Origin of the sequence: Enterobacter cloacae complex sp. FDA-CDC-AR_0164, assembly GCF_003071645.1 — a bacterium.
In the GTDB taxonomy this organism is placed as follows: domain Bacteria; phylum Pseudomonadota; class Gammaproteobacteria; order Enterobacterales; family Enterobacteriaceae; genus Enterobacter; species Enterobacter ludwigii.
In genome coordinates, this window is record NZ_CP028950.1 from 2087495 (window position 1) to 2110767 (window position 23273).

The following is a 23273-nucleotide window of genomic DNA, read 5'->3' on the forward strand; positions in this document are numbered from 1 at the left end:
ATAGCCTACACCTATCCATTGTCGTGGTTATGAAATAAAAAAACGATCAAAGTCATAAAGTTAGTGGTTTCGTTACCGATAACGGTGATCGTCTGAGAAATAATCACATCGATGGAGAAAATATGTTCTTACATGACGTAAAGATCGGCACGAAATTATTTCTGGCGTTTGGATTCTTTATTGTCCTGATGGTGGTCAGTGCGAGTTTATCCTTGCTAAGCCTGAACCGGGCGAACAACGGAATGCAATCCATCATTACCCGTGATTATCCGACCACGGTAAAAGCGAACCAGTTAATCGACAACTTCCAGGAATTTATTGGCACTCAGCAGCTGATGTTACTGGATGAACAGGGAACGTATACAGCGCAGTCACAGCAGCGTCTTAAAGCGATCAGCGAACAGATTACGGTGATCCTCGGCGAGCTGAATACTGCGCTGCAGGATCCTGAATCACAGCGGGTTCTTGCTGAGATACGCGGCGTGCGTCAGCAGTATCTGGACTCGCGTTATCGCATTTTGCAGGCGGTGCAGAATAACGATCGGGCGGGCGCTATTCAGGAGATGATGACCAACACCCTGAAGCTACAGCAGGCCTATAAAGCCAACGTGCAGGCGTTGATCGCGATTCAGAACCAGGAAATGCAAAGCGCAGGAGTGCAGGTCGAGGGCGATTTCAAATCGAATCGCCTGCTGCTGATCCTGATCACGCTCTTTAGCGTCGCGACCGGCAGCCTGATTGGCTGGTTTATCGTGCGCTCAATCACGCGTCCGCTGGGCGAGGCGGTGGATTTTGCAAAAGCCATTGCTGAAGGCGATCTGACCGGCAGCATCACGCCGCACGGTAAAGACGAAACCGGCCTGCTGCTGCATGCGCTGATGGAGATGAAAACGCGTCTGCTGGACATTGTGCAGCAGGTCCAGACCGGTTCGGAGAATATCTCGAGTGCCGCCGCGCAGATTGTCGCGGGGAACCAGGATCTTGCCGCGCGCACCGAAGAGCAGGCCAGCTCTGTTGAACAGACCGCTGCCTCGATGGAGCAGATCACGGCGACGGTAAAAAACACCGCCTCACACACCGGAGAAGCAACTCACCTCTCGGCGGACGCTGCCATGGTGGTCAAAAACAACGGCGAAATGATGAAGCAGGTCACCAGCAAAATGCGCCTGATTAACGAGACTTCTAACCGGATGTCTGACATCATCGACCTGATCGACGCCATCGCTTTCCAGACCAACATTCTGGCGCTGAACGCGGCGGTGGAAGCAGCACGTGCGGGCGAGCACGGTCGTGGTTTTGCGGTGGTGGCAGGCGAAGTGCGTCAGCTTGCGCAGAAGAGTGCGTCATCCGCCAGTGAAATTCGTCAGCTGATCGAAAGTTCTACCAGCCAGACGCAGGACGGGATGAACCTGGTCGAGAAAGCGAGCGAGTTGATTAACGGTATGGTCGGCAACGTGGAAGAGATGGACGTCATTCTGCGTGAGATCCGCCAGGCCAGCCATGAGCAGACGGAAGGGATCTCGCAAATTAACAGCGCGATCGGCCTGATTGATGCCACAACGCAGCAGAACTCCGCCCTGGTGGAGGAGTCTGTCGCGGCAGCAGCGTCCCTGAACGAACAGGCGATGCACCTGAAAGACCTTGTCCGCGTCTTCCGCGTGAGCGATCGCGTACTGGCTTAATCCAGCTGGGAGATCTCCAGCGCTGCGCGGTCGATCACGCCGATGATCTGCTTAAGCTGCGCATCGCTGAGTTCGCCCTGGTTCACCTTCAGGTCTAGCACCGCTTTGAAGTTATCCAGAGCCCGCTTCATTTGCGGGTTTTTTCTCAGCTGGAAGCCGACGGAGCGCGCTTTAATACGCGCCTGAATTTGCGCCAGCTGCTCCTGATTTTCATCCAGCCACTGCTGACCGGCCACGGTAATCGCGATTCTCTTGCGGCCATTCTCTTCTTCGGTGATGGTGATATAGGTCTGATCCTGAAGGTAATCGAGGGTCGGGTAGATAACGCCAGGGCTTGGAGTGTAGTTTCCCTGCGTCATGTTCTCGATCGCCTTGATCAACTCGTAGCCATGGCTCGCGTTGTGGGTCAGGATATCCAGTATCACCAGACGCAGATCGCCGTGACCAAAAAAGCGTGGTCGGCGTCCGCCGCCGTCGTGTTCGTTTCGCATACTCACCCCTTCAAATTGATATATCTAAACTATATCTTAGATATATTCAGATGCAATCTAAAAGATCTTGCATTCTTGCTGATTAGCAATCATTATCATTTAAAATTGATTTAGATATATCGTATTCACCTGAGAAGGGTCTCACCATGACATCCACCCGTTACCCACAACGTGTTCGTAATGATCTCCGTTTTCGCAAGCTGGACGTGCTTCGCGTTGAGCGTGTCAGCGCAGGTTTCCAGCGCATTGTTTTAGGCGGCGAGGCGCTGGAGGGCTTTAGCTCTCGCGGTTTCGACGACCACACAAAAGTGTTTTTCCCGGCCCCAGGGGCGACCTTTGTACCACCGGTTGTTACCGATGAAGGTATCGACTGGGGCGACGGTGTGCGTCCGCAGGCGCGAGACTATACACCTCTGTACGATGCCGAACGGCATGAGCTGGTGCTCGATTTCTTCATACACGATGGCGGCGTTGCCAGCCACTGGGCGACAGAGGCAAAAGTGGGTGACACGCTCACGATTGGCGGCCCGCGCGGCTCGCTGGTTGTGCCGGAAGATTATGCCTGGCAACTGTATGTGTGCGATGAATCCGGCATGCCCGCGCTGCGCCGTCGCCTGGAAAGCATCGCAACACTGCCGGTTCGCCCGGACATTCATGCGGTGGTGACGGTCGGTGATGCGTCGTATCAGGACTATCTGGCCCATCTGAGCGCGTTCAACATCACCTGGGTTGTCGGCCACAGCGAACAGGCGGTGGCCGAGCGTCTGGCGGCGTTGACGGTGCCTGCGGAAGATTATTTTATCTGGCTGACCGGGGAAGGAAAGGTGGTGAAAAACCTGAGCCGTCAGTTTGAAACCGACGCAATCGACCAGCAACTGGTGCGTGCCAGTGCATACTGGCACGCTAAATAATCAGGCTGCGGACTCCAGCTGCGCTTCGCTCACCTGATGTTCGAGCGAGGCGCGAACGTCGTGCAGCGCCTTCTCTTGCTGGGCAAAGTAGGCTTCCATATTGCTTAGCGACGAGACCAGCAGCCAGGACTCCTCTTTCTCCAGCTCCGCCAGCTCGTTCACTAACGTGTCAATCTGCTCGCGAACCTGCGCCATTTTTTTGCGGATACGTTCCAGATCGTTCAGCCTGTCGCTTGCCATCAGCGGCTCAAAGCCCTGCTGCAGACGTGCCACCAGCGAACGAATGGCTTTAACGTCACCACGCTGTTTGGCCTGGTTGAGTTGCACCATCATCGCGTTGGCCTCTTCTTTCAGATCGTCAGCGACCAGGTCCGGATGGCAGAGCTTGCTCGCCTGACGCCAGAGACGCTTCAGTTCGTTCTGATCTTCCTCGGAGAGGTTATTGCCTTTACGAAGGCGCATTTCGGCATCGTGATGCTGCTCGCGATATTTCTCGTACTCTTCATTGGCCTCGTCGCGCGCCTGACGTGCAGGCTCTTCTTCGCGCGTTAAGCCACTCTCCAGCTCCAGCGCTTCGGCCAGCAGGTTAGCAATCAGATTGCTTTGCTGCTGCAGTTGCTTACGCGCCTCGGCGGCCTGTACGGAATCCGCAGGCAGATCGCGCCAGCGCTGGGTCAGCATCGCCAGCACCTCCACCGCCTGCGCCATATAGCGCTGGCAGCGACGGTAGTCTTCCTCACGTCGACGCGCCTCCGCCTGTTGACGTCGCAGGTTCAGCTCCGCCAGCGTTTTACGCAGGGCGAGGATCTGCTGCATCAGCGGTCCGAGGCGGGAGAAATAGAGATCGTTGAATTCATCGAGCTGTTGCACGCGGGCATTGCGACGGTCAATCAAATCCCTGAGGCGCTCTTCCAGCGCTTTTAGCTCCATCTTGCTGGCCGCCACCTGCGGGTCACGCCATTGCGTCATGGCGCGCTGGCCCTGTAGCCAGGCAGCGATCGCCGCCATGGCAACGGTATAGTTTTTCTGCTCAAGCGCCGCGACGATTGCCTGTAGCTCATCGTCAAACGCTTCATTTTTCAGCCGTGTCAGCTGGCTCTGGATGATGTCGTCGTCTTCCAGTTCAATCGCATTTTTTATGATTTCAAGCCGTTTGATCGGTGTGCTCATGATGCCTTTCGCTTTGGCGCTTAAGTATTTGAGTTAAGGTTAATTGTTGTAAACGCTACAGGAAATAATACACACGGATGATGATCGGCGCGATGGGGGATTTCTTTAGTTTTTAGGGTTTGTGAAGAAGAGTGGCACGAACAGGAAGCCGAAAGGCTGGCGGGGTAGCTTAGGCCCCGGTTCTTGTTCTGCCAGTCCTGAAGGAATACCTAAGGCTGAATGCCCTGCATAGCGAAATCGAATGATGCCATACGTACCATACGACCCGCCATCAGTTCACCTCGCTGTAGATGCCCACCACACGGCCCAGTGTTTTTATCTCATCGATACCGCATTCAAAGGGGACTTTGCCGCCCGCGACGTGGAGTTTTTTCCCCGGCAGCAGGGTTAAATCACGAAGACTGATAGTGCCTTCAATCTCAACCAGCCATAGCCCGTCGGTTAATGACGCCCCTTTTTCAACAAAGTGGAGCTTTGCCTCAGACCGGACTGCGATACCGCGAGTGAGCGGTTTGCTAAAGAGATGTGAATCGATACTCAAAGTGGAATTTTCTTCCAGCTGACCATCACTGAGAGTGAATGTAACAACAGCAACGGGATCGCCAGGTGCAGGGTTACCTTCAAACTGAGCACCTTGTCCGGTCATCAACCAGCGCAGGCTGGCCCCTGTGTCCAGTGCACATTGTACCGCGAAGTCGTAGGAGATGGTGCCGCGCGCGTAGCGGTTCTGAAGGGAACTGGCGGCAATATTGAAGTGCCGGGCCAGCTGGATTTTTTGGGTAAAACCATATACCTGACAGATTCTATCGAGTAACTCTTCATTATTCACTTGAGAATCTAAAATCAAAATATATTCCTTTGGGTATTTACTAATGCTCAATTGAGTATTAGTATCAATGCGAATTCGGGCAATCAGCGGCAGACGTTGGCAAACAGAGGCTAATGATTGCAGACATTATCAAAATGGGAATCATGCAACATGGCTTCTGAAATCGCAATCATCAAAGTGCCAGCCCTGTCGTTAGGCTGGCGCAGTTCGCTGCGCTGGAAAGCGGCGTAACGCGTAGGCCAATCCCGTTTTCAACCCGTTACGGGTGAGTAATTCACACAGTGTGAATCAACGCGAGGGACGTTATGGCAATAGAAGCGACACGTGCAACGGTCCCACTCAAGGTGGGGGCACGTCTTTCCGGGCTTAATCACGTGGCCGAACTGCGTGCCAGGTACTGGGGCGATAACGAGAAAGCGCTGGCGTGGTTTTTGGCCGAGATGCGCGATAAGCGCGATCCCTGTTTTGAAGAGAATAACAGGGCGCTGGCCGCCATCTTTTTCCTGGCTAAATTACCCGCCGCCCGTCACGAATGCGGTATCAATGAGCTGACGACTGAGGAGAAAAGAGCGCTTATCGGAGCCATGAATCATTTCCGTGCAGTCGTGAGTTTATTTCCTGAACGGCTGACCATGCCGCTTTAATCCACCCCAAAACGTAATGGCGTAAACCCGCCGGGCATTTTATTGCCTGAATTAAGGAGAATGAGTGATGCGAAATAGCGAAAACCGCACTTTTCTGAACGGGCGCGAGGAACTCCAGCGCCTGCTGGTGCAGGCGAAGATGGAGGAGCGCAGGGCGCGCGCACTCGCCGTCTCCCTGCGTCTGGAGGCATTAGCCAGTCACATCTATAAAACCGGAATGTGTGGCGAAGACGCAGCGGAACTGCTGTGTCACGAGGCTGCCCGTTACGAACGCGAATCCCAGGAGCTGCACTGATGGCCGATTTTATCGATCAGGCGCAGGAGCGTGAGCTTGAAGAGCGCGAACGTCATATTAATAGCGCTCGCCAGCGATGCGCATCGCCCTCGCGTTTTACCTGCGAGGAGTGCGACATCCCCATCCCCGAGGCGCGGCGAAAGGCGTTACCTGGAGTGGCCTTATGCGTCACTTGCCAGGAGATCACGGAGCTGAAAAACAAACATTTCCGGGGAGGATAAGTTGGTGATGTCATTTGCTTATCCGTGGAATGAACCCCGATCGGCTATTGCCAGCCCCTACCTGACTCACCCCCAATTACAGCGTCGCGACCGTCTGTTCGCGGCGCTGCAGCAAGCCAGAAAAGCGCTCGCTCTGCAGCCTGACTGCGTGCGTTTTGACGTCTGGCGCACGGTTGATGCTCTTGAACTCCATCAGGGCAGCCTGCGAGCCAATGCCTTTTTGATTCGGTTCTGCAACAGGGTATTACCGCGTCTGCAGCAGGTCTCGGCACGGTATGCCTGTTCAGGTGTTGACCGTAACGTCTCCACCGCCGTTTTTGGTGGACACTTCGACACGCCGCTTTCGCAATATCTCGCATCGCGGATGGTTACGCTGATTGCCCGCTTCAACCGTCTCCCGGATATGTCCCGCGCCGATATTGATTTGCTGGCCGCTGACATCGCTGGCTTTATTCGTTCCGAGCTGGCGAATATCAATGACGCTGACCTCGGCGAATTTCAAACCCTTCATGTCTGGTATCAGCGCGCTGGATTAATCACCCGCCAGTTCAATGTACTGCCTCCTCACTGGGAGCGCGTGTCGAAGATACTCTTTAACAAAGAGGACATTGCGCCAGCGGTGATCCGCATGTTTTCCGAAGACTGGTGGCGTGGACGACTGCGTCGCATGGCGGCCGCCTGGCGTGAGCATGTGCAGATTGCACTTGGAAACGTCAGCAAAAAGAAGTCTGCCTATGCGAGTAAACGCTGCATCACTGACTGGCGTGAACAGAAGCGGCGCACGCGTGAATTTCTTAAAGGTCTGGAACTGGAGGATGAAGAGGGCAACCGTATAAGCCTGATTGCCAGGCACGATGGCTCGGTGGCCAATCCCGCGATACGTCGCTGCGAACTGATGACCCGCATCCGCGGGTTTGAAAATATCTGCCATGAGCTTGGCTATGTGGGCGAGTTTTATACCTTAACCGCGCCGTCGAAATATCACGCCACCCTGAACACCGGCTATCGTAACGGTAAATGGAACGGGGCGAGCCCTGCGGATACACAAAACTACCTGACAAAACTGTGGGCGCGGATCCGGGCAAAACTCCACCGGCAGGCGATTCGTCTGTTTGGCATCCGCGTTGCTGAACCCCACCATGACGGTACGCCTCACTGGCACATGCTGATGTTCATGCTGCCCGAAAACGTTGAGCGCGTTCGCCGCATTATGGAGGAATACACACAGGAGGAAGACGCTTTTGAACTGCAAAGCGATAACGCCAGAAAAGCTCGCTTTCACGCTGAAGCTATAGACCCGCAAAAGGGCAGTGCCACCGGTTATATCGCTAAATACATCTCCAAGAATATCGACGGCTATGCCCTTGATGGCGAGACAGATCACGAAAGCGGCGAGTTGCTTAAAGTGACTGCATCTGCTGTTTCGGCCTGGGCGGCGCGCTGGCATATCCGTCAGTTTCAGTTTATCGGCGGTGCACCGGTGACCGTCTACCGTGAGCTGCGCCGTTTGACTGATACGCAGGCCGCACACGGTCTGAGCGTAGAATTTGCGGCAGCGCATGACGCCGCGGACGCCGGAGACTGGGCAGGATACGTCAATGCACAGGGAGGACCGTTTGTTCGTCGGGATGCGTTGCAGGTGCGCACGCTGTATGAGCCCCGTGCCGAATACAATCAGTACGGCGAAGAACGAGTCTGTATTCGCGGCGTTTACGACACCGCACTCGGCCCGGGCTCGCCGATTTTGACCCGGCTCACGCAGTGGAAAATTGTGCCGAAGCGTGCCGTTGATTTGGCCGTTGACCTTAACGGCACCGCTGCGCGTTCTTGGAGTTCTGTCAATAACTGTACGGTGAGCGACGTCTCTCAACCCCTCAGCCGGCGTGCGAGACGCGCGTTAGCCGCACGCATAACCCTCCCCAGACCGGTTGCAAAGACTCCCTTTGTCTATGACAAGGATCCGCAGAACGGAGTGGCAGAGAGAGTGATTGATGAGATACGGCTCGCCACCGGAATAACGATCAGCCGGGGGGAAGCCCTGCATCTTATGGCGGGGGGCATTAGCCGTTTTAACGACAAATGGTGCCGGGGATCTGCAGACGGATCGCTATTTCCTGCGGCACCGTCTTATCAGCAAAAGGCCCGGAAAATCCTTGAACGTATAAGGTATTTAACGCATCTGATAAGCAAAGGGATTCGCTAATCTTCATCGATATCATGTACATACCTCGCATGGTTCTGATTTTTTGCTTCACTCTTTTTATGAATACATGCTACTGTATGTTTATACAGTATCTCGTGGTGGAGGTTGTGTGGACAGAGAGTTGAACGAGCAAGTCATGATTGAACGCGTCGAGATGATTGCGCGGCTGACGACAGAAGGAACGTGTCAGGAAAGAGATCGTGAAATTGCCCTGAATTTGATCGCTGAGATTGCGAGAGGAAATTTAATCAGGAACAACGCGTTTACCGTGGTTTTCTCGGCATCACCCGTTCCGGACAGAATCAAAAAAGAGGCCAGCGTGCGGGTGAACATTACCCTGGATAAGGATCAGCTTATTGGTCCGTCCGTCGTGGAGGCGTTTCAGGATGAATTAACCCGCAGGATAAGATCCGTGTTTCCGTCAACGCTGGTTACCGTCAAAAAAGGATCCATGACCGGCGTGGAGTTGCAGGGGATTGAAAGAGAGGCCGATCGCGAAGCGCTGGACAATATCCTCCGGGAAGTCTGGGAAGACGAGAGCTGGCGCTAGGCCCTCTGCCATCTCGCGGGCAGTCTGTTGTGTCCGCGATTGTCCATCCTGCAGCGATAGCAAAAAGGGCGCCAGCGCTGGAAACTCAACGGTACCTGGAAATCCGGATGTTGGGAGCGTCTGATGAAAATCTATGCAATGCAGGGGGACACGCTTGATGCCATCTGTGCCCGTTATTATGGACGCACGGCAGGGGTGGTCGAAACCGTTCTGAACGCCAATTCTGGCCTCGCGGAGTTGGGGGTCATCTTACCTCATGGCACGCCGATAGACATGCCAGAGGTTGATAGCGCACCGACTAAAGAATCAGTGAACCTATGGGACTGAGTCTTGAGAAAATCACCACGTTTATCGCCTACTGGCTGGCCGTAGCGCTGGCCTGGTTCGGGGCGATGTCTCCTGAAAAAGTCGCGCTATACGTGGGAAGCCTCTGCGCCATTTTTACCGCGCTGACGAATTACTGGTTTAAGCGGAAAACCTATCGCTATCTGACCTCTCTTGGACTCGATAAGAAGAGTATTCGTGAACTCAATCATTAAGCGTTGCAGCGCCGCGGGCGTACTTGCCCTGGCGGTGCTGATGCCTGACTTCCGGTTACTGAACACCTCACCGGAGGGGTTGGCGCTCATTGCTGATCTCGAAGGGTGTCGCCTGTCGCCTTATCGTTGCAGTGCGGGCGTATGGACATCAGGCATTGGCCATACGTCAGGTGTCGTGCCGGGACGGGAAATTACAGAGCGTGAGGCGGCAGCGAACCTTGTTGCCGACGTGATGAACGTTGAAAGACGGCTGGCGGTATGCGCACCGGTGGAGATGCCGCCCCGTGTCTATGATGCGCTGGTGAGTTTTGCCTTTAACGTTGGAACAGGGGCTGCCTGCCGTTCCACGCTGGTGTCATTCATTAAGCGTAAACAGTGGCCGCAGGCGTGCAATCAGCTTACCCGCTGGGTGTACGTCAATGGGGTCAAAAATGCCGGACTGGAAAACCGTCGAGCTCGTGAGAAGGCCTGGTGCCTGAAGGGGAAGCCATGAAACCTCTTCTGCTGGTACTGGCCGTTCTGCTGGCCATCACGCTGTGGTTTCGTCATGACAACGTGAACCTGTCCCGCTCTCTTGCTAAAGCCAACCAGATCGCCCGCGATCAAAAAAACACTATCAACACGCTGCTTCAGCAGTTATCCGAAGCACAGCGGATTGCCAGGTCGAACGAGGATGCGCAGGTCAGGCTCCGCGAGGACCTTGCTGCCGTCGGCGAGGAGATGGCACGACGCGAAGCGGCTATCGGGAAATGGGTAAATGAAAATGAAGAGTTACGCCGCTGGTATAACGCTCAGCTGCCTGATGCTGTGCGCAGGTTGCACACCCGCGCCGCCTGCGCCTCCGCAGCACATTGTTTACAACGCCTGCCCGAAGGTGAGCGCCTGTCCGATGCCGGGAAGTGAGCCCATCACCAACGGCGATCTCAGTGCTGATATTCGTCGGCTAGAGCATGCCCTTATCGCCTGCGCGCTGCAGGTCGAAACCATAAAAGACTGTCAGGATAAACTCGATGCACAAACTCAACAGCCTGCGTCAGGCATTAATTGACGCCGTTCCCCAACTGAACGATCACCCTGATCATCTGCAGATGTCGGTGGGGAGCGGAAATATTGACGCCCGCCTCGCGTCCTCGCTCTCCTTTGAAAAAAAGTATGAACTGAAAGCGAATATCAGTAGCTTCGCCGGCGACAGCGAGGGGGTCTTCGTCCCGGTACTGGCCTGGCTGCGTGAAAACCAGCCAGATATTTTTACCCTCGATGACGGGCGAAAAAACGGGTTTCTCTTTGGCGTCACTTTCAACGACGATGGTACGGTGAATATCAGCTTTAGCCTGCAGCTCACCGAGCGCATTCTTGTTTCGCAGGAGCAGGGAACGTTGCATGCCACCTATTCCCCGGAGCCGCCGTTGCCAGAGCCCGTCACACGTCCGCTGGAGCTGTACATCAACGGTGAACTGGTCAGCCAGTGGAAAGCGTAAGTTCACCGCGCTGATGGCTGTCCAGCCATCAGCGTGAACGATTGTTGTTTCATCCCGCATAAAACCCCGTCTCGTTGCTGCCGATCCCCCTGAAGGGCATTCTCTTCTCATGAATACACTCACTTCCATGCACGGTATCGCTCGCGCGATCCGTAACCTGATTCGTATCGGTGTTGTCACCGATGTTGACCTCAACAGAGGGCTCTGCCGCGTCCAGTCCGGAGGGATGAAAACCACCTGGCTGAACTGGCTGACCTGTCGCGCCGGCCGTTCGCGCGTGTGGTGGGCGCCGTCCGAGGGAGAACAAGTGCTGCTGCTGGCCATCGGCGGTGAGCTTGATACCGCCTTCGTGCTGCCAGGTATCTTTTCCGATGACCACCCGGCGCCGTCAGGTTCCCCTGACGCACTCCACGTCTCGTTCCCTGATGGGGCGGTTATCGAGTACGAGCCCGGGAGCGGAGCACTCACGGCCACAGGCATTAAAACGGCTGACATCACAGCCTCTGAATCACTCACCGCCACCGTACCGGTGGTCCTGGTGAAGTCTGAGACGCGCATCACCCTGGATACACCTGAGGTGGTGTGTACCAACAAGCTAATTACCGCCTCTCTTGAAGTGCAGAAGGGCGGGGTAATGGCCGGCAATATTGAGCATTCCGGCGGTAAATTCACCTCCAATGGGGTGCAGGTGGACAACCATGCTCACGGCAGTGTGCAAAGCGGCGGAAGCTGGACTAAGGGGACGCAATGACGGTGCGCTACAGGGGAATGAACAGTCAGACCGGGCTCAGCATTTCAGAGGCTGAACATATCAGACAAAGCGTGCGGGACATTCTGGTCACGCCGATTGGCTCGCGGGTGATGCGCCGCGAGTACGGTTCACTGCTGGCGGCAATGATCGACAGGTCGCAGAATCCGGCGCTGCGCCTGCAAATCATGGCCGCATGTTACTCCGCTATCCAGAAATGGGAGCCGCGGATCAGCCTGACGGCCATCACTTTCGAACGTTCGGAGAATGACGGGACGCTGTATGTCGATCTCACCGGCACCCGCCAGACCTCCGGACATTCCTTTTCAATCACTATTTCATTGAGTTAAACGCTATGGCTATTGTTGATCTGAGCCAGCTCGCCGCGCCGGATGTCGTGGAGGAGGTGGATTACGAAACGCTGCTGGCAGAACGAAAGGCCACTTTTGTCTCGCTCTATCCCGAAGAAGAGCAGGAGGCAATTGCACGAACGCTGACGCTTGAGTCAGAGCCGATTGTGAAACTGCTGCAGGAGAATGCGTATCGGGAAGTTATCTGGCGCCAGCGCGTTAACGAGGCCGCGCGTGCGGTCATGCTGGCCTACGCCACCGGTAGCGATCTCGACCAGCTTGGAGCTAACGCTAACCTTGCGCGTCTGGTGATAACGCCTGCCGACGACACGACGTTTCCGCCCACGCCGGCTGTGATGGAGTCTGACACCGACTTTCGTTTGCGTATCCAGCAAGCCCCGGAAGGGCTGAGCGTGGCGGGATCGACGGGGGCTTATCAGTTCCATGGCCGCAGCGCGGATGGCCGGGTAGCGGACATCTCTGTCATCAGTCCTCAGCCTGCGAACGTTACCGTCTCCGTGCTGTCCCGGGAGAATAACGGCGTGGCGTCTGAAGAGCTGCTGGCCATTGTGCGCAACGCGCTGAACGATGAGGACGTCAGGCCCGTTGCCGATCGTGTGACCGTCCAGTCCGCCAGCATTGTCGACTACAACATTGCGGCTTCTCTTTTTCTCTTCCCAGGTCCCGAAAGCGAGCCAGTACTCAACGCGGCAAGGGCCCGGCTGCAGGCCTATATAACGGCACAGCACCGGCTCGGGCGGGATATTCGTAAGTCCGCCATTTACGCTGCACTGCATGTTGAGGGTGTACAACGCGTCGAACTGACCGCGCCTGCGGCCGATATTGTGCTTGATGAAACCCAGGCCTCATGGTGCAGCCAGTACAGCGTAACCGTTGGGGGAAACGATGAGTAATGCCCGATTGTTACCGGTGGGGTCGTCGCCGCTTGAGGTCGCGGCGGCGCGCGCCTGTGCCGACATTGAGAATACCCCCGTCCCGCTTCGTCACCTCTGGAATGCCGACAGCTGTCCGGCAAATCTGTTGCCCTGGCTGGCGTGGGCGTTTTCGGTTGATCGCTGGGATGAAAACTGGCCTGAGGCCACCAAGCGCGATGTTATCCGCAATGCATGGTTTATCCATGCACACAAAGGAACGATCGGCGCAGTACGCCGCGTGGTGGAGCCACTTGGCTATCTGATCAACGTGACGGAGTGGTGGCAAACCAACGACCCGGCAGGCACGTTTCGCCTGGACATTGGCGTGCTGGAAACCGGCATCTCAGAAGAAATGTATTACGAAATGGAGCGGCTTATTGCTGATGCAAAGCCTGCCAGCCGACATCTTATCGGCCTCAATATCATTCAGGATGTTCCGGGCTATCTCTATACCGGTGCCCTGAGCTATGACGGCGACATCATCACGGTTTACCCCGGATAAGTGAGAGCACAATGACAGTGAAGTATAAAACGGTTATCACCAAAGCCGGCGCCGAAAAACTGGCTGCCGCAACCGTCCCGAACGGGAAGAAAGTGAATTTTACGGCGATGGCGGTGGGTGATGGCGGCGGGCAACTCCCGACGCCAAATGCCAGCCAGACGAAACTCATCAATGAGGTCTGGCGTCATGCGCTGAACAAAATCAGCCAGGACAAAAAGAATAAAAATTATGTCGTGGCGGAGCTGCTGATCCCTCCGGAGATCGGCGGGTTCTGGATGCGTGAAATGGGGCTCTATGATGATACCGGGACGCTGATTGCTGTCGGCAATATGGCTGAAAGTTACAAACCTGCACTCGCTGAAGGATCTGGACGTGCGCAGACTGTGCGTATGGTCATCATGGTGAGTGATATCGCCTCCGTCGAGTTGACGATTGACACCTCAACGGTGATGGCGACGCAGGATTACGTCGACGACAAACTTACCGAGCACGAGCAGTCCCGACGCCATCCTGATGCCTCTCTGACGGCAAAAGGTTTTACTCAGCTCAATAGTGCGATCGACAGTGTCTCTGAAGTCGTTGCCGCGACGCCAAAAGCGGTGAAGGTCGCGTATGACCTGGCTAAAGGGAAATATACAGCTCAGGATGCCAGCACGGCACAAAAGGGTATCGTCCAGCTCAGTAGTGCGATCGACAGCGTGTCTGAGGTGCTGGCCGCAACGCCTAAAGCGGTAAAGGCCACCTATGACCTGGCCAAAGGGAAATATACGGCTCAGGATGCCAGCACGGCACAAAAAGGTATCGTCCAGCTCAGCAGCGCCATTGACAATGTATCTGAGACACTGGCCGCGACACCGAAAGCGGTGAAGGCTGCGTATGACAATGCTAATGGACGCGTGCCGTCAGGGCGTAAAGTAAATGGGCGGGCATTGACTAGCGATATCAATATTACGGCACAGGATATTTTTAACGGTCAGGCAGTGGGGATTGGCAATGCTGAAGATTTGAATGCCTACACCATGCCGGGACTATATTATCAGCCAGCGAATGCACAGGCCCAAACGGGTAAGAATTACCCAGAGTCGAATGCCGGTTCACTTGAGGTTTATAAACACGCGGGTATTACGCAGGTTTATCGGATATACAACAACTCTCGCGCTTACATCCGCACGCTCTACAGTGGAACGTGGTCAGCCTGGACTAAACAGTATGATGCTGTAAATAAACCAACCGCTGGTGAAGTTGATGCTGTTTCAGCATCACAAGGCGGAGCATTTCAGAGAACTGTAAATTTTAATGGCGGTCTGAACGTGCGAAGTGCTACCGGGATTTTTTCTGGGGGCGATGCAGCAAGTTTTTCTGATAACAATATGCTATTGAAATCGTGGTATGGGATTGGATTTTATTGCACCTTAACCTCAGCAGGTGGTCCAGAAGCGGGTATTACAGGGTACATCAATACCCGCAACGGTCGCCTTGAGATGAAGGAGCGAATCATTCCAGGCGATTATGCCAACTTCGATGAACGATATCTCAAGTTAGCTGGGGGGAGGCTTAGCGGGAATCTGGAGATTAATAATAACGCGCCCATCATTACTTTTTCTGAATCCGATACTGGGAAAAAGTATTTTATAGTTGCTGATGGGAGTGGGTTTCGTATTAATGAAGATTCAACTGGCGGTAATTTTGTTATTTCTTATGCCGGGGCAAGCAAGCAACTAAGAACAATTGGTCAATTTGTGCCTGGTGATTATGCCAATTTTGACGCCCGCTATTACACGAAAGCGCAGTCAGATGCCGGTTATATGCCTAAAACCAGTGCGTTTACAAAAACCGAAAGTGATGGACGTTTTCAGGCGAAAGGCAGCTACACACCTGCTGGCCAGGCTTATACCAAAGCTGAATCGGATGCTCGTTATGGAACGGGAAGAACCACGACGGGTAACAATAGCGCTTATTACACCCATGGCAATGGCACTGTTTTTATGCAGGCAGTTAGAAGTATTGCAGTCGGCAATAACACTGCTGTGACTGTCACCCTGCCAACGTCATTCCCTAATGGTATTTTAGGTACTGGCGTCAGTTATTTTGGAAGCGGTGGTAATAATTCCGATTCATTTTATCTTTGCACACCTGTTGGGAAAAATCAGGTCAAAATAGAAACGCATAACTGTAACGGTACATTTTCATTAATTGTGGCAGGCTATTGAGATGAAAAAATATTTTAGTAACTCAGATAGCAGCTTTTATCTTGAAGACACTATTCAGGTTTACGAAGCTCAAGGTATTGCTGTTCCTCCAGATTTGAAGGAGATCTCAGAACAGGAATACGAATCTTTCATGGTATCACCTGACAGGATGACTCCTCATTACAATGTTAATAAAAGTTGCATGGAATGGGTTGAAATTGCCCCGCCATCACATGAAGAGTATATTTATAATGCCCAGTCAATGAAGTCGAGGTTATTGTCTCTGGCGACACAAGCTATCTCACCTCTTCAGGATGCCGTTGATTTATCTATGGCGACTGAAGCGGAAATTCTCTCTTTACAGCAGTGGAAGAAATACCGGGTATTGCTTAATCGTATTGATACCAACAACGCACCAGATATTATCTGGCCTGACGCTCCGTCTAACAATTAACACAAAGCCCGCGTATGTCGCGGGCTTCATTTTTTCTTTCTTCTAAACACTAACCCATCATTACACTCTATCCTTCCCCGACAGCAACCGGCATTGTCATATCTACATTTTTCGCGAGATAAGATAAAAAACCTTCATGATTGCTTTGAGTAAGCATTTCGCCTTTTTTTAAACGCTACCGTCAATATTTTTTTCTGGCAAACCTACGTCCTGCCATTATGCGTTGTGCTGTAACTTCACCAACGGCATTTCATTTCTAATATTTCGAACTCACCACAAAATGATGACTCCACTACACCACGGAGTTAAACGGATGGGCGACTATCATCACGGCGTGGAAGTCATCGAAATCAACGATGGCACCCGCACCATTTCCACCGTCTCGACGGCAATCATCGGCATGGTCTGTACGGCCAGCGATGCGGACGACAAGACATTTCCTTTAAACGAGCCTGTGCTCATTACCAACGTGCAAACTGCGATTGCGAAAGCCGGGAAAATGGGGACGTTGTCCGCTTCCCTGCAGGCGATTGCCGATCAGTGTAAACCGGTTGTTGTTGTCGTGCGTGTCGCTGAAGGCACCGCTGATACCGCTGAGGAAGCACAGAAAGAGACTATCTCTAATATCATCGGTACAACCGATGAAAACGGTAAATATACCGGTCTGAAAGCGCTCCTTACCGCGAAAACGGTCACTGGCGTTAAGCCACGTATTCTCGGTGTTCCGGGGCTGGATTCGCAGGAAGTGGCGACCGCGCTGGCCGCCATGTGCCAGAGCCTGCGCGCGTTTGGCTATGTCAGTGCATGGGGTTGTAAAACCATTTCAGCCGCTATCGATTACCGCAAAAACTTCAGTCAGCGCGAGTTGATGGTGATTCACCCTGATTTTCTGGCGTGGGATACCACCACCAACACGACGACCCACGCCTGGGCCACTGCACGTGCTCTCGGCCTGCGCGCCAAAATCGACCAGACGATTGGCTGGCACAAAACCCTGTCCAACATCGGCGTTAACGGTGTCACAGGTGTAAGCGCCTCCGTGTCCTGGGATCTGCAGGAACAAGCGACCGATGCGAACCTGCTTAACCAGGCCGGCGTCACCACGCTTATTCGTAACGACGGCTTCAAATTCTGGGGCAACCGTACCTGTTCAGACGATCCGCTCTTCGTCTTTGAAAACTACACCCGTACCGCGCAGGTGTTGGCCGATACCATGGCCGAAGCACACGCATGGGCAATGGATAAACCCATTACGCCAACGCTCATCCGCGACATCGTTTCCGGTATCAATGCCAAATTCCGTGAGCTGAAAACCAACGGCTATATCGTTGATGGCGCTTGCTGGTATGACCCGGAATCAAATGATGCATCGACCCTGAAAGCGGGGAAATTGTACATCGATTACGACTACACCCCTGTCCCGCCGCTGGAGAACCTGACCCTGCGCCAGCGCATCACCGATACCTATCTGGCAGACCTGTCCGATTCGGTTAACAGCTAAGGAGCTGAAGCATGGCGTTACCACGCAAACTTAAATATCTGAACATGTTCAACGATGGCCTGAGTTATATGGGCGTTGTTGAGTCTGTCACCTTACCGAAGCTCACCCGCAAACTGGAGAAGTATCGCGGCGGCGGTATGCCGGGCTCGGTCTCTGTCGACCTCGGCCTGGACGATGATGCCCTGGCGCTTGAGTGGACCATTGGCGGTCTGCCGGACGTCGCGCTGTGGGCACAGTATGCCTCTCCGGGCGCGGACAGCGTGCCTCTGCGCTTTACCGGCTCCTTCCAGCGTGACGACACGGGCGAAATCTCCGCCGTCGAAATCGTCATGCGAGGCCGTCATAAAGAGTTTGATGGTGGTGAAAACAAGCAGGGCGAGAGCGGCACCACCAAGATGTCCACCGAGTGCGCTTACTACCAGCTGACCATCGATGGCAAAGAGATCATCGAAATTGACATCATCAACATGGTGCTGAAAGTCGACGGCGTCGATCGTCTGGCGGAACACCGTAAGGCGATTGGCCTGTAAACCTTTAACCGGCCGGGACTGCCGGCCGGTAAGTTAACTTTCTGAAGAGTAACGAAATGGAAAATATCAACGAGACCGTCATTAACGAAAGCGAAAACCCGAACACCATTACGCTCGACACCCCCGTTCTGCGCGGCGAGCAAAAAATCGAAAAGGTGACCGTCGCAAAACCCAACGCGGGGACCCTGCGTGGGGTATCGCTGGCGTCGCTGGCACAATCTGACGTCGATGCGCTGATTAAAGTGCTGCCGCGAATGACCTCGCCGGCCCTGACCGAGCATGAGATTGCGCGTCTGGATGCTTCCGATCTGCTCTCTTTTGCGGGCAAGGTGATCGGTTTTTTGTCACCGGCTTCGGCTCGCTAACATTTCCCGAAAACCTGTCGGTCGATGATCTGATGGCGGATATCGCGGTGATCTTTCACTGGCCGCCGTCAGAGCTGTACTCGCTGAGCATGACCGAACTCCTTATATGGCGCGAAAAGGCGCTGCAGCGAAGCGGAAACTACCATGAGTAATAATGTCAGACTTCAGGAGTTGCTTAAGGCAGTCGACCGGGCAAGCCGACCGCTTAACGCTATTCAGAACGCCAGTCTCTCTCTCGCGGCCAGTATCCGCGATTCAGAGGCGGCGTTGCGCGCGCTTGATGAACAGGCGGGCCGCATTAACGGCTTCAGAAAAGCCAACGAACAGCTCGCCGTGACGGGGCAATCTCTTGCCCGGGCGAAACAGCAGACCGCGGAGCTGGCGCTCCAGCTCAAAAACACCCAGAACCCAACCCGTGACCAGGCGGATGCGCTGGCGGCAGCCCGCCAATCTGCCGCCGCGCTTAAGCTTGAGTACAACAATTTACGCCAGTCAGTGCAGCGCCAGCGCGGTGAGCTGGCGCAGGCAGGGATTAATACGCGCACGCTGTCGTCAGATGAGCGTCGTTTAAGACAGGGTATCAGCGAAAAAACGCTACAACTAAATCGACATAAAGAGGCGCTTGCCAGGGTCAATCAGCAACAGGAGCGGCTTAATACCGTCCAGAACCGCTACGAGTCTGGCAAACGTGTTGCCGCGGGTGTGCAGCAGTTTGCTAATGCGAGCGCAGGAATGGCAAAGGCGGGCTTTAATCAGACGTCCCGCTTTATTGCCCCAGGCATCCGTTTTGAAAAGCAGATGTCTGCCATACAGGCAAGCCTGGGTCTGCAGAAGGGGGATACCAGGCTGGAGGCCATTCGTCAGCAGGCACGGGATGTCAGCGTCAGTACAGGAACCTCTACAGATGTTGTCACCCGGGCGCAGGGCGAGTTGGCCCGATCAGGCTATGACGCCGACGGGGTGGTGGCCGCCACTGTGCCGACGGTCAACCTCAGCCTCGCAGGGAATATTGATGCCGCGAAAGCGGTCGACATCATCCGCAGCACGCAGGCCTCGTTTAACCTGGCGAATACGGATGTTGAACGCGTTGCAGATGTCCTTACCCGCGGTTTCACTGCGTCCAATACCAGTCTCACCGAACTGAGTACCGCCATTGCATCCGCCGCACCTGCCGCCGGAGAAGCCGGCGCCAGCCTTGAGGAGACCACCGCGCTGCTTGGTATTCTGATGGAAAAGGGGATGAAAGGGGCCGATGCCGGCGCAGAGGTTAGCACCATGTTGAGCCGCCTGCAGACGCCGGATGGGCAGCGTTCTGCAGCGCTGAATGAACTGAAGGTGCAAACCCGGGATGGTGAGGGTAATCCACTGCCGACAGAGAATATCCTCAAGGCGATCTCTGCCTCATTCGAAAACAGCAAAATCGGTGCGGCTCAACAAACGGAATACCTGAAGGCCATTTTCGGTGCGGATGCGATGCAAGGCGCAGGCGTACTGGTTTCAGCGGCTGGGAATGGAACACTGGATAACAAGCGCCAGACACTCCAGGGCGCGAGGGGGAGCACCGCGCTGACAGCCTCGGTTCAGGGCGATAACCTCGAGGGTGATATCAGCAAGTTCCAGGCTGCATTAAACGGCCTGAAGATTGATGTCTTCGATAAGGCCGAGGGTGCCCTGCGCACGCTGATCTCAACCGCGACCGGATGGCTTAGTACGCTCTCTCTCTGGGTCAACGCTAACCCTGCACTGACGCAAGCCCTGGTCAGCGTGGTTATGGGCGCACAAGCCTTTGCCGGTGTCCTGGGCACGCTAGGTATGGTGGTCGCCCCCATTGTGTCAGGCCTGAATCTGGTGATAACCGCTGCCGGGATGCTGGGCACGGTATTCAGCGTAGTGGGGGGGAGCATCATGACGGTGCTGGGCGCCCTGAGCTGGCCCGTTATTGCTCTCGGAGCGGCAATTGCCGCCGGCGCTTTACTGATTCTTAAATACTGGGAGCCCATTAGCGCCTTCTTTGGTGGGGTGATTGAGGGGCTTTCTGCGGCCTTCGCGCCGCTGGGCGAGCTGTTCTCTCCGCTGTTACAGGCCTTTGGTTTCATTTCAGAAAAACTGGGCGGGATCTGGCAGTGGTTCATCGATCTGATTGCGCCGATTAAGGCGACGCAGGAAACGCTCGACAGCTGCAAAAATGTCGGCGTGGCATTCGGTCAGGCGCTGGGAGATGCGCTAATGGCGCCGCTAAATCTCTTTAACAGCCTGCGCGGCAAGGCCAGCTGGCTGCTGGAGAAACTCGGCGTCATAAAAAAAGAGTCGGGCAATATCGACTCGGCTGTACCGAAAGAAGACACCTCCTCTGCTGACGCCGGCAGTGCCTGGGACCCGGCGTCACCTGTTTACAGCGGCTTCATGGGATACCAGCCGATGGCAGCAGCGGGAGGGCGTTCTTACATCGATCAGAGTAAAAGTGAATACAACTTCACGCTGCAGGGAAGCGCAGTCTCCGGAACGGATCTGACTCGTCAAATCCGGGAGGCTATAGAGAGCAGTGAGCAGGTAAAAGCGAGACGGCAGCAATCCAGCTTTATGTATGGTTAAGGAGAGAGAAAATGTTAATGGTGCTGGGTCTGTTTGTCTTTGAACGACGAACCTTACCGTATCAGTCAATGGTATTTACAAAAGACTACCGCTGGGCATCCAACGAACGCATCGGGAAACCCAAAGCCTGGCAGTACCTTGGCGAAGGTGAGACATCCTTTAACCTTTCCGGATTACTTTACCCGGAGCTCACGGGAGGGCGGCTTTCTCTCAAGGCAGTTGAGCTGATGGCGAATGAAGGGCGGGCATGGCCGTTGATAGACGGTACCGGCATCATTCACGGCATGTTTATCATTGAGAAAGTCACGCATACGCATTCGGATTTTTACAGCGATGGCACTGCCCGGAAAATTGATTTTACCCTGGTACTGAAACGCGTGGATGAATCGCTGATGACGACGTTTGGCGACCTGAGAACGCAGGCCTCAGAGCTGGTGGAAAGCGCACGTAATAGCATTGGAGGGCTGGTGGGATGATCACCGAAATGAATATCCGGGCGGGTGGGAAAATCGCCCCTGATTTTATGCTTAAGCTTGACGAGCGCGATATCACGCAAAATTTCAGCCATCGCCTTATCAGTTTGACCATGACCGACAAACGTGGGCTGGAAGCCGATCAGCTGGATATTCTACTGGATGATTCCGACGGGTTGTTAGACCTGCCTGCCCGGGGGGCAAGACTGTCCTTATGGCTGGGATGGGAGGGAACACCGCTCCAGCCGAAAGGGGACTTTACGATAGATGCGATTGAATTCCGGGGCTCGCCGGACACGCTGACCATCCGGGGATGCAGCGCAGATTTTCGTGGGAAGCTCAACGTGCGGCGCGAACAGTCGTGGCATGACACGACGATCGGCGCGATAGTCAACACCATTGCTCAGCGTAACCAGTTTACCGCCAGCGTCGGAGCGGGACTTGCATCCATCGCCATTTCTCATATCGATCAGTCTCAGGAGACTGACGCGGCGTTTCTCTCCCGCCTGGCCGAACGTAATGGTGCATTTGTTTCAATCAAAGCCGGGAAGGTTATTTTTATGAAAGCGGGCCATGCCGTGACGGCCAGTGGCACACCGCTTCCCTTAATGATGATTGAGCGTGGGGATGGCGATCGGCACCTTTTTTCCGTCGCTGACCGTGAAAATTATTCCGGCGTGACGGCCAAATGGCTGCAAACGCGTGACCCAAAACAACAAAATACTCAATTGAGTATTAATCGTCAACCCGGGGGGCAGCCGACAGAAGGACTACAGCACCCGGATGCCGCTGCACCGGTAGCGGGAGCAGGAGGCAAGGCAGAGAAGCCGCAAGAGAGGCTGGTGGGGTCGGCGGAAAACGTTTTTGAGCTCGCCACGGTTTATGCCTCTGAAGAGCAGGCGCTCAGGGCTGCGGAGGCGAAGTGGCGCGCGCTTCAGCGGGGTACCGTGAATTTTTCCATCCAGCTGGCGCTGGGACGCGCCGATCTGTATCCCGAAACACCGGTGCTGGTCAACGGCTTTAAACGGGTCATTGACGAGCAGGCGTGGATTATCAACGAGGTGGTTCATACTCTCAGCGAGAGTGGATTTACCACGCAACTTAAGCTTGAGCTGAACGTCGCTGATGAAAAATTTTCTATCTCAAATGAGTAATTTATTTGCTATTGATGTCTTTTTGGGTATTATTGATTCACAAATTGTGAATTATGTGGAGGGGTACATGTTTCATTGTCCTAAGTGCAAGCATTCCGCGCATGCGCGTACCAGTCGCTATTTAAGTGAAAATACCAAAGAGCGCTATCACCAGTGCACCAATGTGGACTGCGGCTGTACGTTCGTGACGATGGAGTCCGTGGAGCGTCTGATTGCGACACCAGGCGCCGCTGAGCGTGTCCGAACGGCTTCGCAGACCCACGGTTAGCGACTGCGCCACCGGCTCAAAAAAAATCAATAAAAAAGCCACTCAATCGAGTGGCTTAATGATTTGATTCTACAGCTAAATTTGGTGGCCCCTGCTGGACTTGAACCAGCGACCAAGCGATTATGAGAACCATAACAGCCAAAGAAAAAACAATAACTTAGATAAAAATCAGGGACTTAAAAAACCAATATCCCCCAAT

The 23273-nt window shown here is 54.4% G+C and carries 30 protein-coding genes; 27 read left to right on the plus strand and 3 right to left on the minus strand.

The window, feature by feature from the left end; all coding sequences use genetic code 11:
• Positions 1-122 precede the first annotated feature (122 nt).
• On the plus strand, positions 123-1682 hold the full coding sequence (locus AM410_RS10245; protein WP_014171702.1) for a methyl-accepting chemotaxis protein: 1560 nt from the start codon (positions 123-125) through the stop codon (positions 1680-1682).
• Here AM410_RS10245 and AM410_RS10250 read toward each other — a convergent pair.
• Entirely contained in the window at positions 1679-2173 is a 495-nt protein-coding gene (locus AM410_RS10250; protein WP_032679005.1) for a PadR family transcriptional regulator, read from the minus strand. The genes AM410_RS10245 and AM410_RS10250 overlap by 4 nt on opposite strands.
• A gap of 146 nt (positions 2174-2319) precedes the next feature.
• On the opposite strand from AM410_RS10250, the gene AM410_RS10255 reads away from it, so the two are divergent.
• Positions 2320-3084, plus strand: coding sequence for a siderophore-interacting protein (locus AM410_RS10255; RefSeq protein WP_032680231.1), 765 nt, complete (start codon positions 2320-2322; stop codon positions 3082-3084).
• Here the strand turns inward: AM410_RS10255 and AM410_RS10260 are convergent, their stop codons facing one another.
• Complete coding sequence (locus AM410_RS10260) at positions 3085-4254, minus strand: DNA repair protein (RefSeq protein ID WP_063156873.1); 1170 nt, start codon at positions 4252-4254, stop codon at positions 3085-3087.
• Positions 4255-4525: 271 nt separating this feature from the next.
• On the minus strand, positions 4526-5101 hold the full coding sequence (locus tag AM410_RS10265; protein WP_025202968.1) for a phage repressor protein CI: 576 nt from the start codon (positions 5099-5101) through the stop codon (positions 4526-4528).
• Positions 5102-5388: 287 nt separating this feature from the next.
• Between AM410_RS10265 and AM410_RS10270 the strand changes: the two genes are divergently transcribed.
• From AM410_RS10270 to AM410_RS10390, 25 genes are all read left to right on the plus strand, one after another.
• Positions 5389-5727: a DUF5347 domain-containing protein gene (locus AM410_RS10270; protein WP_044866162.1), complete on the plus strand. Its 339-nt coding sequence runs from the start codon at positions 5389-5391 to the stop codon at positions 5725-5727.
• A 67-nt stretch (positions 5728-5794) separates the two neighbouring features.
• Positions 5795-6022 (plus strand): DUF2732 family protein, encoded by a 228-nt coding sequence (locus AM410_RS10275; protein WP_020883596.1) that lies wholly within the window; start codon positions 5795-5797, stop codon positions 6020-6022.
• Entirely contained in the window at positions 6022-6243 is a 222-nt protein-coding gene (locus tag AM410_RS10280) for a TraR/DksA family transcriptional regulator (protein ID WP_108647778.1), read from the plus strand. Before AM410_RS10275 ends, AM410_RS10280 begins: the two co-directional genes overlap by 1 nt.
• Before the next feature lie 7 nt (positions 6244-6250).
• Entirely contained in the window at positions 6251-8446 is a 2196-nt protein-coding gene (locus tag AM410_RS10285; protein ID WP_108647780.1) for a replication endonuclease, read from the plus strand.
• A gap of 109 nt (positions 8447-8555) precedes the next feature.
• Positions 8556-8996, plus strand: a complete 441-nt coding sequence (locus tag AM410_RS10290; RefSeq protein WP_020883599.1) for a DinI-like family protein — start codon at positions 8556-8558, stop codon at positions 8994-8996.
• Between the two features lie 123 nt (positions 8997-9119).
• Positions 9120-9323 carry a tail protein X gene (locus AM410_RS10295; RefSeq protein ID WP_020883600.1) on the plus strand — a complete coding sequence of 68 codons (204 nt, stop codon included), beginning with the start codon at positions 9120-9122 and terminating at the stop codon, positions 9321-9323.
• Positions 9314-9535, plus strand: a complete 222-nt coding sequence (locus AM410_RS10300; protein ID WP_014171693.1) for an HP1 family phage holin — start codon at positions 9314-9316, stop codon at positions 9533-9535. The genes AM410_RS10295 and AM410_RS10300 overlap by 10 nt, the downstream gene beginning before the upstream one ends.
• The gene (locus AM410_RS10305) at positions 9519-10028 is read left to right on the plus strand and encodes a lysozyme (RefSeq protein WP_014171692.1); all 510 of its coding nucleotides are present in this window, start codon (positions 9519-9521) and stop codon (positions 10026-10028) included. Before AM410_RS10300 ends, AM410_RS10305 begins: the two co-directional genes overlap by 17 nt.
• Positions 10025-10438, plus strand: coding sequence for an Rz-like lysis system protein LysB (gene lysB, locus AM410_RS24100; protein WP_032670153.1), 414 nt, complete (start codon positions 10025-10027; stop codon positions 10436-10438). Before AM410_RS10305 ends, lysB begins: the two co-directional genes overlap by 4 nt.
• Complete coding sequence (gene lysC / locus AM410_RS24035; protein ID WP_072126476.1) at positions 10338-10583, plus strand: Rz1-like lysis system protein LysC; 246 nt, start codon at positions 10338-10340, stop codon at positions 10581-10583. Before lysB ends, lysC begins: the two co-directional genes overlap by 101 nt.
• On the plus strand, positions 10546-11013 hold the full coding sequence (locus tag AM410_RS10320; RefSeq protein ID WP_063156869.1) for a phage tail protein: 468 nt from the start codon (positions 10546-10548) through the stop codon (positions 11011-11013). The genes lysC and AM410_RS10320 overlap by 38 nt, the downstream gene beginning before the upstream one ends.
• Positions 11014-11122: 109 nt before the next feature.
• Complete coding sequence (locus AM410_RS10325; RefSeq protein ID WP_020883605.1) at positions 11123-11764, plus strand: phage baseplate assembly protein V; 642 nt, start codon at positions 11123-11125, stop codon at positions 11762-11764.
• Positions 11761-12111, plus strand: a complete 351-nt coding sequence (locus AM410_RS10330) for a GPW/gp25 family protein (RefSeq protein ID WP_108647782.1) — start codon at positions 11761-11763, stop codon at positions 12109-12111. Before AM410_RS10325 ends, AM410_RS10330 begins: the two co-directional genes overlap by 4 nt.
• 5 nt (positions 12112-12116) lie before the next feature.
• Positions 12117-13025 carry a baseplate assembly protein gene (locus AM410_RS10335; RefSeq protein ID WP_025202974.1) on the plus strand — a complete coding sequence of 303 codons (909 nt, stop codon included), beginning with the start codon at positions 12117-12119 and terminating at the stop codon, positions 13023-13025.
• Positions 13018-13548 (plus strand): phage tail protein I, encoded by a 531-nt coding sequence (locus tag AM410_RS10340; RefSeq protein ID WP_108647784.1) that lies wholly within the window; start codon positions 13018-13020, stop codon positions 13546-13548. The genes AM410_RS10335 and AM410_RS10340 overlap by 8 nt, the downstream gene beginning before the upstream one ends.
• 11 nt (positions 13549-13559) lie before the next feature.
• Complete coding sequence (locus tag AM410_RS10345; RefSeq protein ID WP_108647786.1) at positions 13560-15758, plus strand: phage tail-collar fiber domain-containing protein; 2199 nt, start codon at positions 13560-13562, stop codon at positions 15756-15758.
• A 1-nt stretch (position 15759) separates the two neighbouring features.
• Positions 15760-16191 carry a tail fiber assembly protein gene (locus AM410_RS10350; protein ID WP_049023877.1) on the plus strand — a complete coding sequence of 144 codons (432 nt, stop codon included), beginning with the start codon at positions 15760-15762 and terminating at the stop codon, positions 16189-16191.
• 313 nt (positions 16192-16504) lie between these two features.
• Entirely contained in the window at positions 16505-17692 is a 1188-nt protein-coding gene (locus AM410_RS10355; RefSeq protein ID WP_020883610.1) for a phage tail sheath protein, read from the plus strand.
• Between the two features lie 11 nt (positions 17693-17703).
• A complete protein-coding gene (locus AM410_RS10360; protein ID WP_014171681.1) occupies positions 17704-18222 on the plus strand; it encodes a phage major tail tube protein in 519 nt (172 codons plus the stop codon).
• Positions 18223-18278: 56 nt separating this feature from the next.
• Complete coding sequence (locus AM410_RS10365; RefSeq protein ID WP_014171680.1) at positions 18279-18587, plus strand: phage tail assembly protein; 309 nt, start codon at positions 18279-18281, stop codon at positions 18585-18587.
• Positions 18588-18619: 32 nt separating this feature from the next.
• Positions 18620-18739, plus strand: a complete 120-nt coding sequence (locus tag AM410_RS10370; protein WP_014171679.1) for a GpE family phage tail protein — start codon at positions 18620-18622, stop codon at positions 18737-18739.
• The gene (locus AM410_RS10375; protein WP_108647788.1) at positions 18732-21179 is read left to right on the plus strand and encodes a phage tail tape measure protein; all 2448 of its coding nucleotides are present in this window, start codon (positions 18732-18734) and stop codon (positions 21177-21179) included. Before AM410_RS10370 ends, AM410_RS10375 begins: the two co-directional genes overlap by 8 nt.
• Positions 21180-21190: 11 nt before the next feature.
• Complete coding sequence (locus AM410_RS10380; protein WP_014171677.1) at positions 21191-21655, plus strand: phage tail protein; 465 nt, start codon at positions 21191-21193, stop codon at positions 21653-21655.
• Positions 21652-22806 (plus strand): phage late control D family protein, encoded by a 1155-nt coding sequence (locus AM410_RS10385; RefSeq protein ID WP_108647790.1) that lies wholly within the window; start codon positions 21652-21654, stop codon positions 22804-22806. The genes AM410_RS10380 and AM410_RS10385 overlap by 4 nt, the downstream gene beginning before the upstream one ends.
• A 67-nt stretch (positions 22807-22873) precedes the next feature.
• On the plus strand, positions 22874-23074 hold the full coding sequence (locus AM410_RS10390; protein WP_108648576.1) for an ogr/Delta-like zinc finger family protein: 201 nt from the start codon (positions 22874-22876) through the stop codon (positions 23072-23074).
• Positions 23075-23273 lie beyond the last annotated feature (199 nt).

What these genes read in the sequence shown, in the direction of transcription:
- AM410_RS10270 (WP_044866162.1), top strand. Translation starts at nt 5,389, where the DNA reads ATGGCAATAGAAGCGACACGTGCAACGGTCCCACTCAAGGTGGGGGCA.
- AM410_RS10300 (WP_014171693.1), top strand. Translation starts at nt 9,314, where the DNA reads ATGGGACTGAGTCTTGAGAAAATCACCACGTTTATCGCCTACTGGCTG.
- AM410_RS10355 (WP_020883610.1), top strand. Translation starts at nt 16,505, where the DNA reads ATGGGCGACTATCATCACGGCGTGGAAGTCATCGAAATCAACGATGGC.
- AM410_RS10340 (WP_108647784.1), top strand. Translation starts at nt 13,018, where the DNA reads ATGAGTAATGCCCGATTGTTACCGGTGGGGTCGTCGCCGCTTGAGGTC.
- AM410_RS10275 (WP_020883596.1), top strand. Translation starts at nt 5,795, where the DNA reads ATGCGAAATAGCGAAAACCGCACTTTTCTGAACGGGCGCGAGGAACTC.
- AM410_RS10325 (WP_020883605.1), top strand. Translation starts at nt 11,123, where the DNA reads ATGAATACACTCACTTCCATGCACGGTATCGCTCGCGCGATCCGTAAC.
- AM410_RS10375 (WP_108647788.1), top strand. Translation starts at nt 18,732, where the DNA reads ATGAGTAATAATGTCAGACTTCAGGAGTTGCTTAAGGCAGTCGACCGG.
- AM410_RS10255 (WP_032680231.1), top strand. Translation starts at nt 2,320, where the DNA reads ATGACATCCACCCGTTACCCACAACGTGTTCGTAATGATCTCCGTTTT.
- AM410_RS10360 (WP_014171681.1), top strand. Translation starts at nt 17,704, where the DNA reads ATGGCGTTACCACGCAAACTTAAATATCTGAACATGTTCAACGATGGC.
- AM410_RS10250 (WP_032679005.1), bottom strand. Translation starts at nt 2,173, where the DNA reads ATGCGAAACGAACACGACGGCGGCGGACGCCGACCACGCTTTTTTGGT.
- AM410_RS10285 (WP_108647780.1), top strand. Translation starts at nt 6,251, where the DNA reads ATGTCATTTGCTTATCCGTGGAATGAACCCCGATCGGCTATTGCCAGC.
- AM410_RS10345 (WP_108647786.1), top strand. Translation starts at nt 13,560, where the DNA reads ATGACAGTGAAGTATAAAACGGTTATCACCAAAGCCGGCGCCGAAAAA.
- AM410_RS10380 (WP_014171677.1), top strand. Translation starts at nt 21,191, where the DNA reads ATGTTAATGGTGCTGGGTCTGTTTGTCTTTGAACGACGAACCTTACCG.
- AM410_RS10370 (WP_014171679.1), top strand. Translation starts at nt 18,620, where the DNA reads ATGGCGGATATCGCGGTGATCTTTCACTGGCCGCCGTCAGAGCTGTAC.
- AM410_RS10365 (WP_014171680.1), top strand. Translation starts at nt 18,279, where the DNA reads ATGGAAAATATCAACGAGACCGTCATTAACGAAAGCGAAAACCCGAAC.
- lysB (WP_032670153.1), top strand. Translation starts at nt 10,025, where the DNA reads ATGAAACCTCTTCTGCTGGTACTGGCCGTTCTGCTGGCCATCACGCTG.
- AM410_RS10260 (WP_063156873.1), bottom strand. Translation starts at nt 4,254, where the DNA reads ATGAGCACACCGATCAAACGGCTTGAAATCATAAAAAATGCGATTGAA.
- AM410_RS10320 (WP_063156869.1), top strand. Translation starts at nt 10,546, where the DNA reads ATGCACAAACTCAACAGCCTGCGTCAGGCATTAATTGACGCCGTTCCC.
- lysC (WP_072126476.1), top strand. Translation starts at nt 10,338, where the DNA reads ATGCTGTGCGCAGGTTGCACACCCGCGCCGCCTGCGCCTCCGCAGCAC.
- AM410_RS10330 (WP_108647782.1), top strand. Translation starts at nt 11,761, where the DNA reads ATGACGGTGCGCTACAGGGGAATGAACAGTCAGACCGGGCTCAGCATT.
- AM410_RS10335 (WP_025202974.1), top strand. Translation starts at nt 12,117, where the DNA reads ATGGCTATTGTTGATCTGAGCCAGCTCGCCGCGCCGGATGTCGTGGAG.
- AM410_RS10385 (WP_108647790.1), top strand. Translation starts at nt 21,652, where the DNA reads ATGATCACCGAAATGAATATCCGGGCGGGTGGGAAAATCGCCCCTGAT.
- AM410_RS10295 (WP_020883600.1), top strand. Translation starts at nt 9,120, where the DNA reads ATGAAAATCTATGCAATGCAGGGGGACACGCTTGATGCCATCTGTGCC.
- AM410_RS10390 (WP_108648576.1), top strand. Translation starts at nt 22,874, where the DNA reads ATGTTTCATTGTCCTAAGTGCAAGCATTCCGCGCATGCGCGTACCAGT.
- AM410_RS10245 (WP_014171702.1), top strand. Translation starts at nt 123, where the DNA reads ATGTTCTTACATGACGTAAAGATCGGCACGAAATTATTTCTGGCGTTT.
- AM410_RS10280 (WP_108647778.1), top strand. Translation starts at nt 6,022, where the DNA reads ATGGCCGATTTTATCGATCAGGCGCAGGAGCGTGAGCTTGAAGAGCGC.
- AM410_RS10350 (WP_049023877.1), top strand. Translation starts at nt 15,760, where the DNA reads ATGAAAAAATATTTTAGTAACTCAGATAGCAGCTTTTATCTTGAAGAC.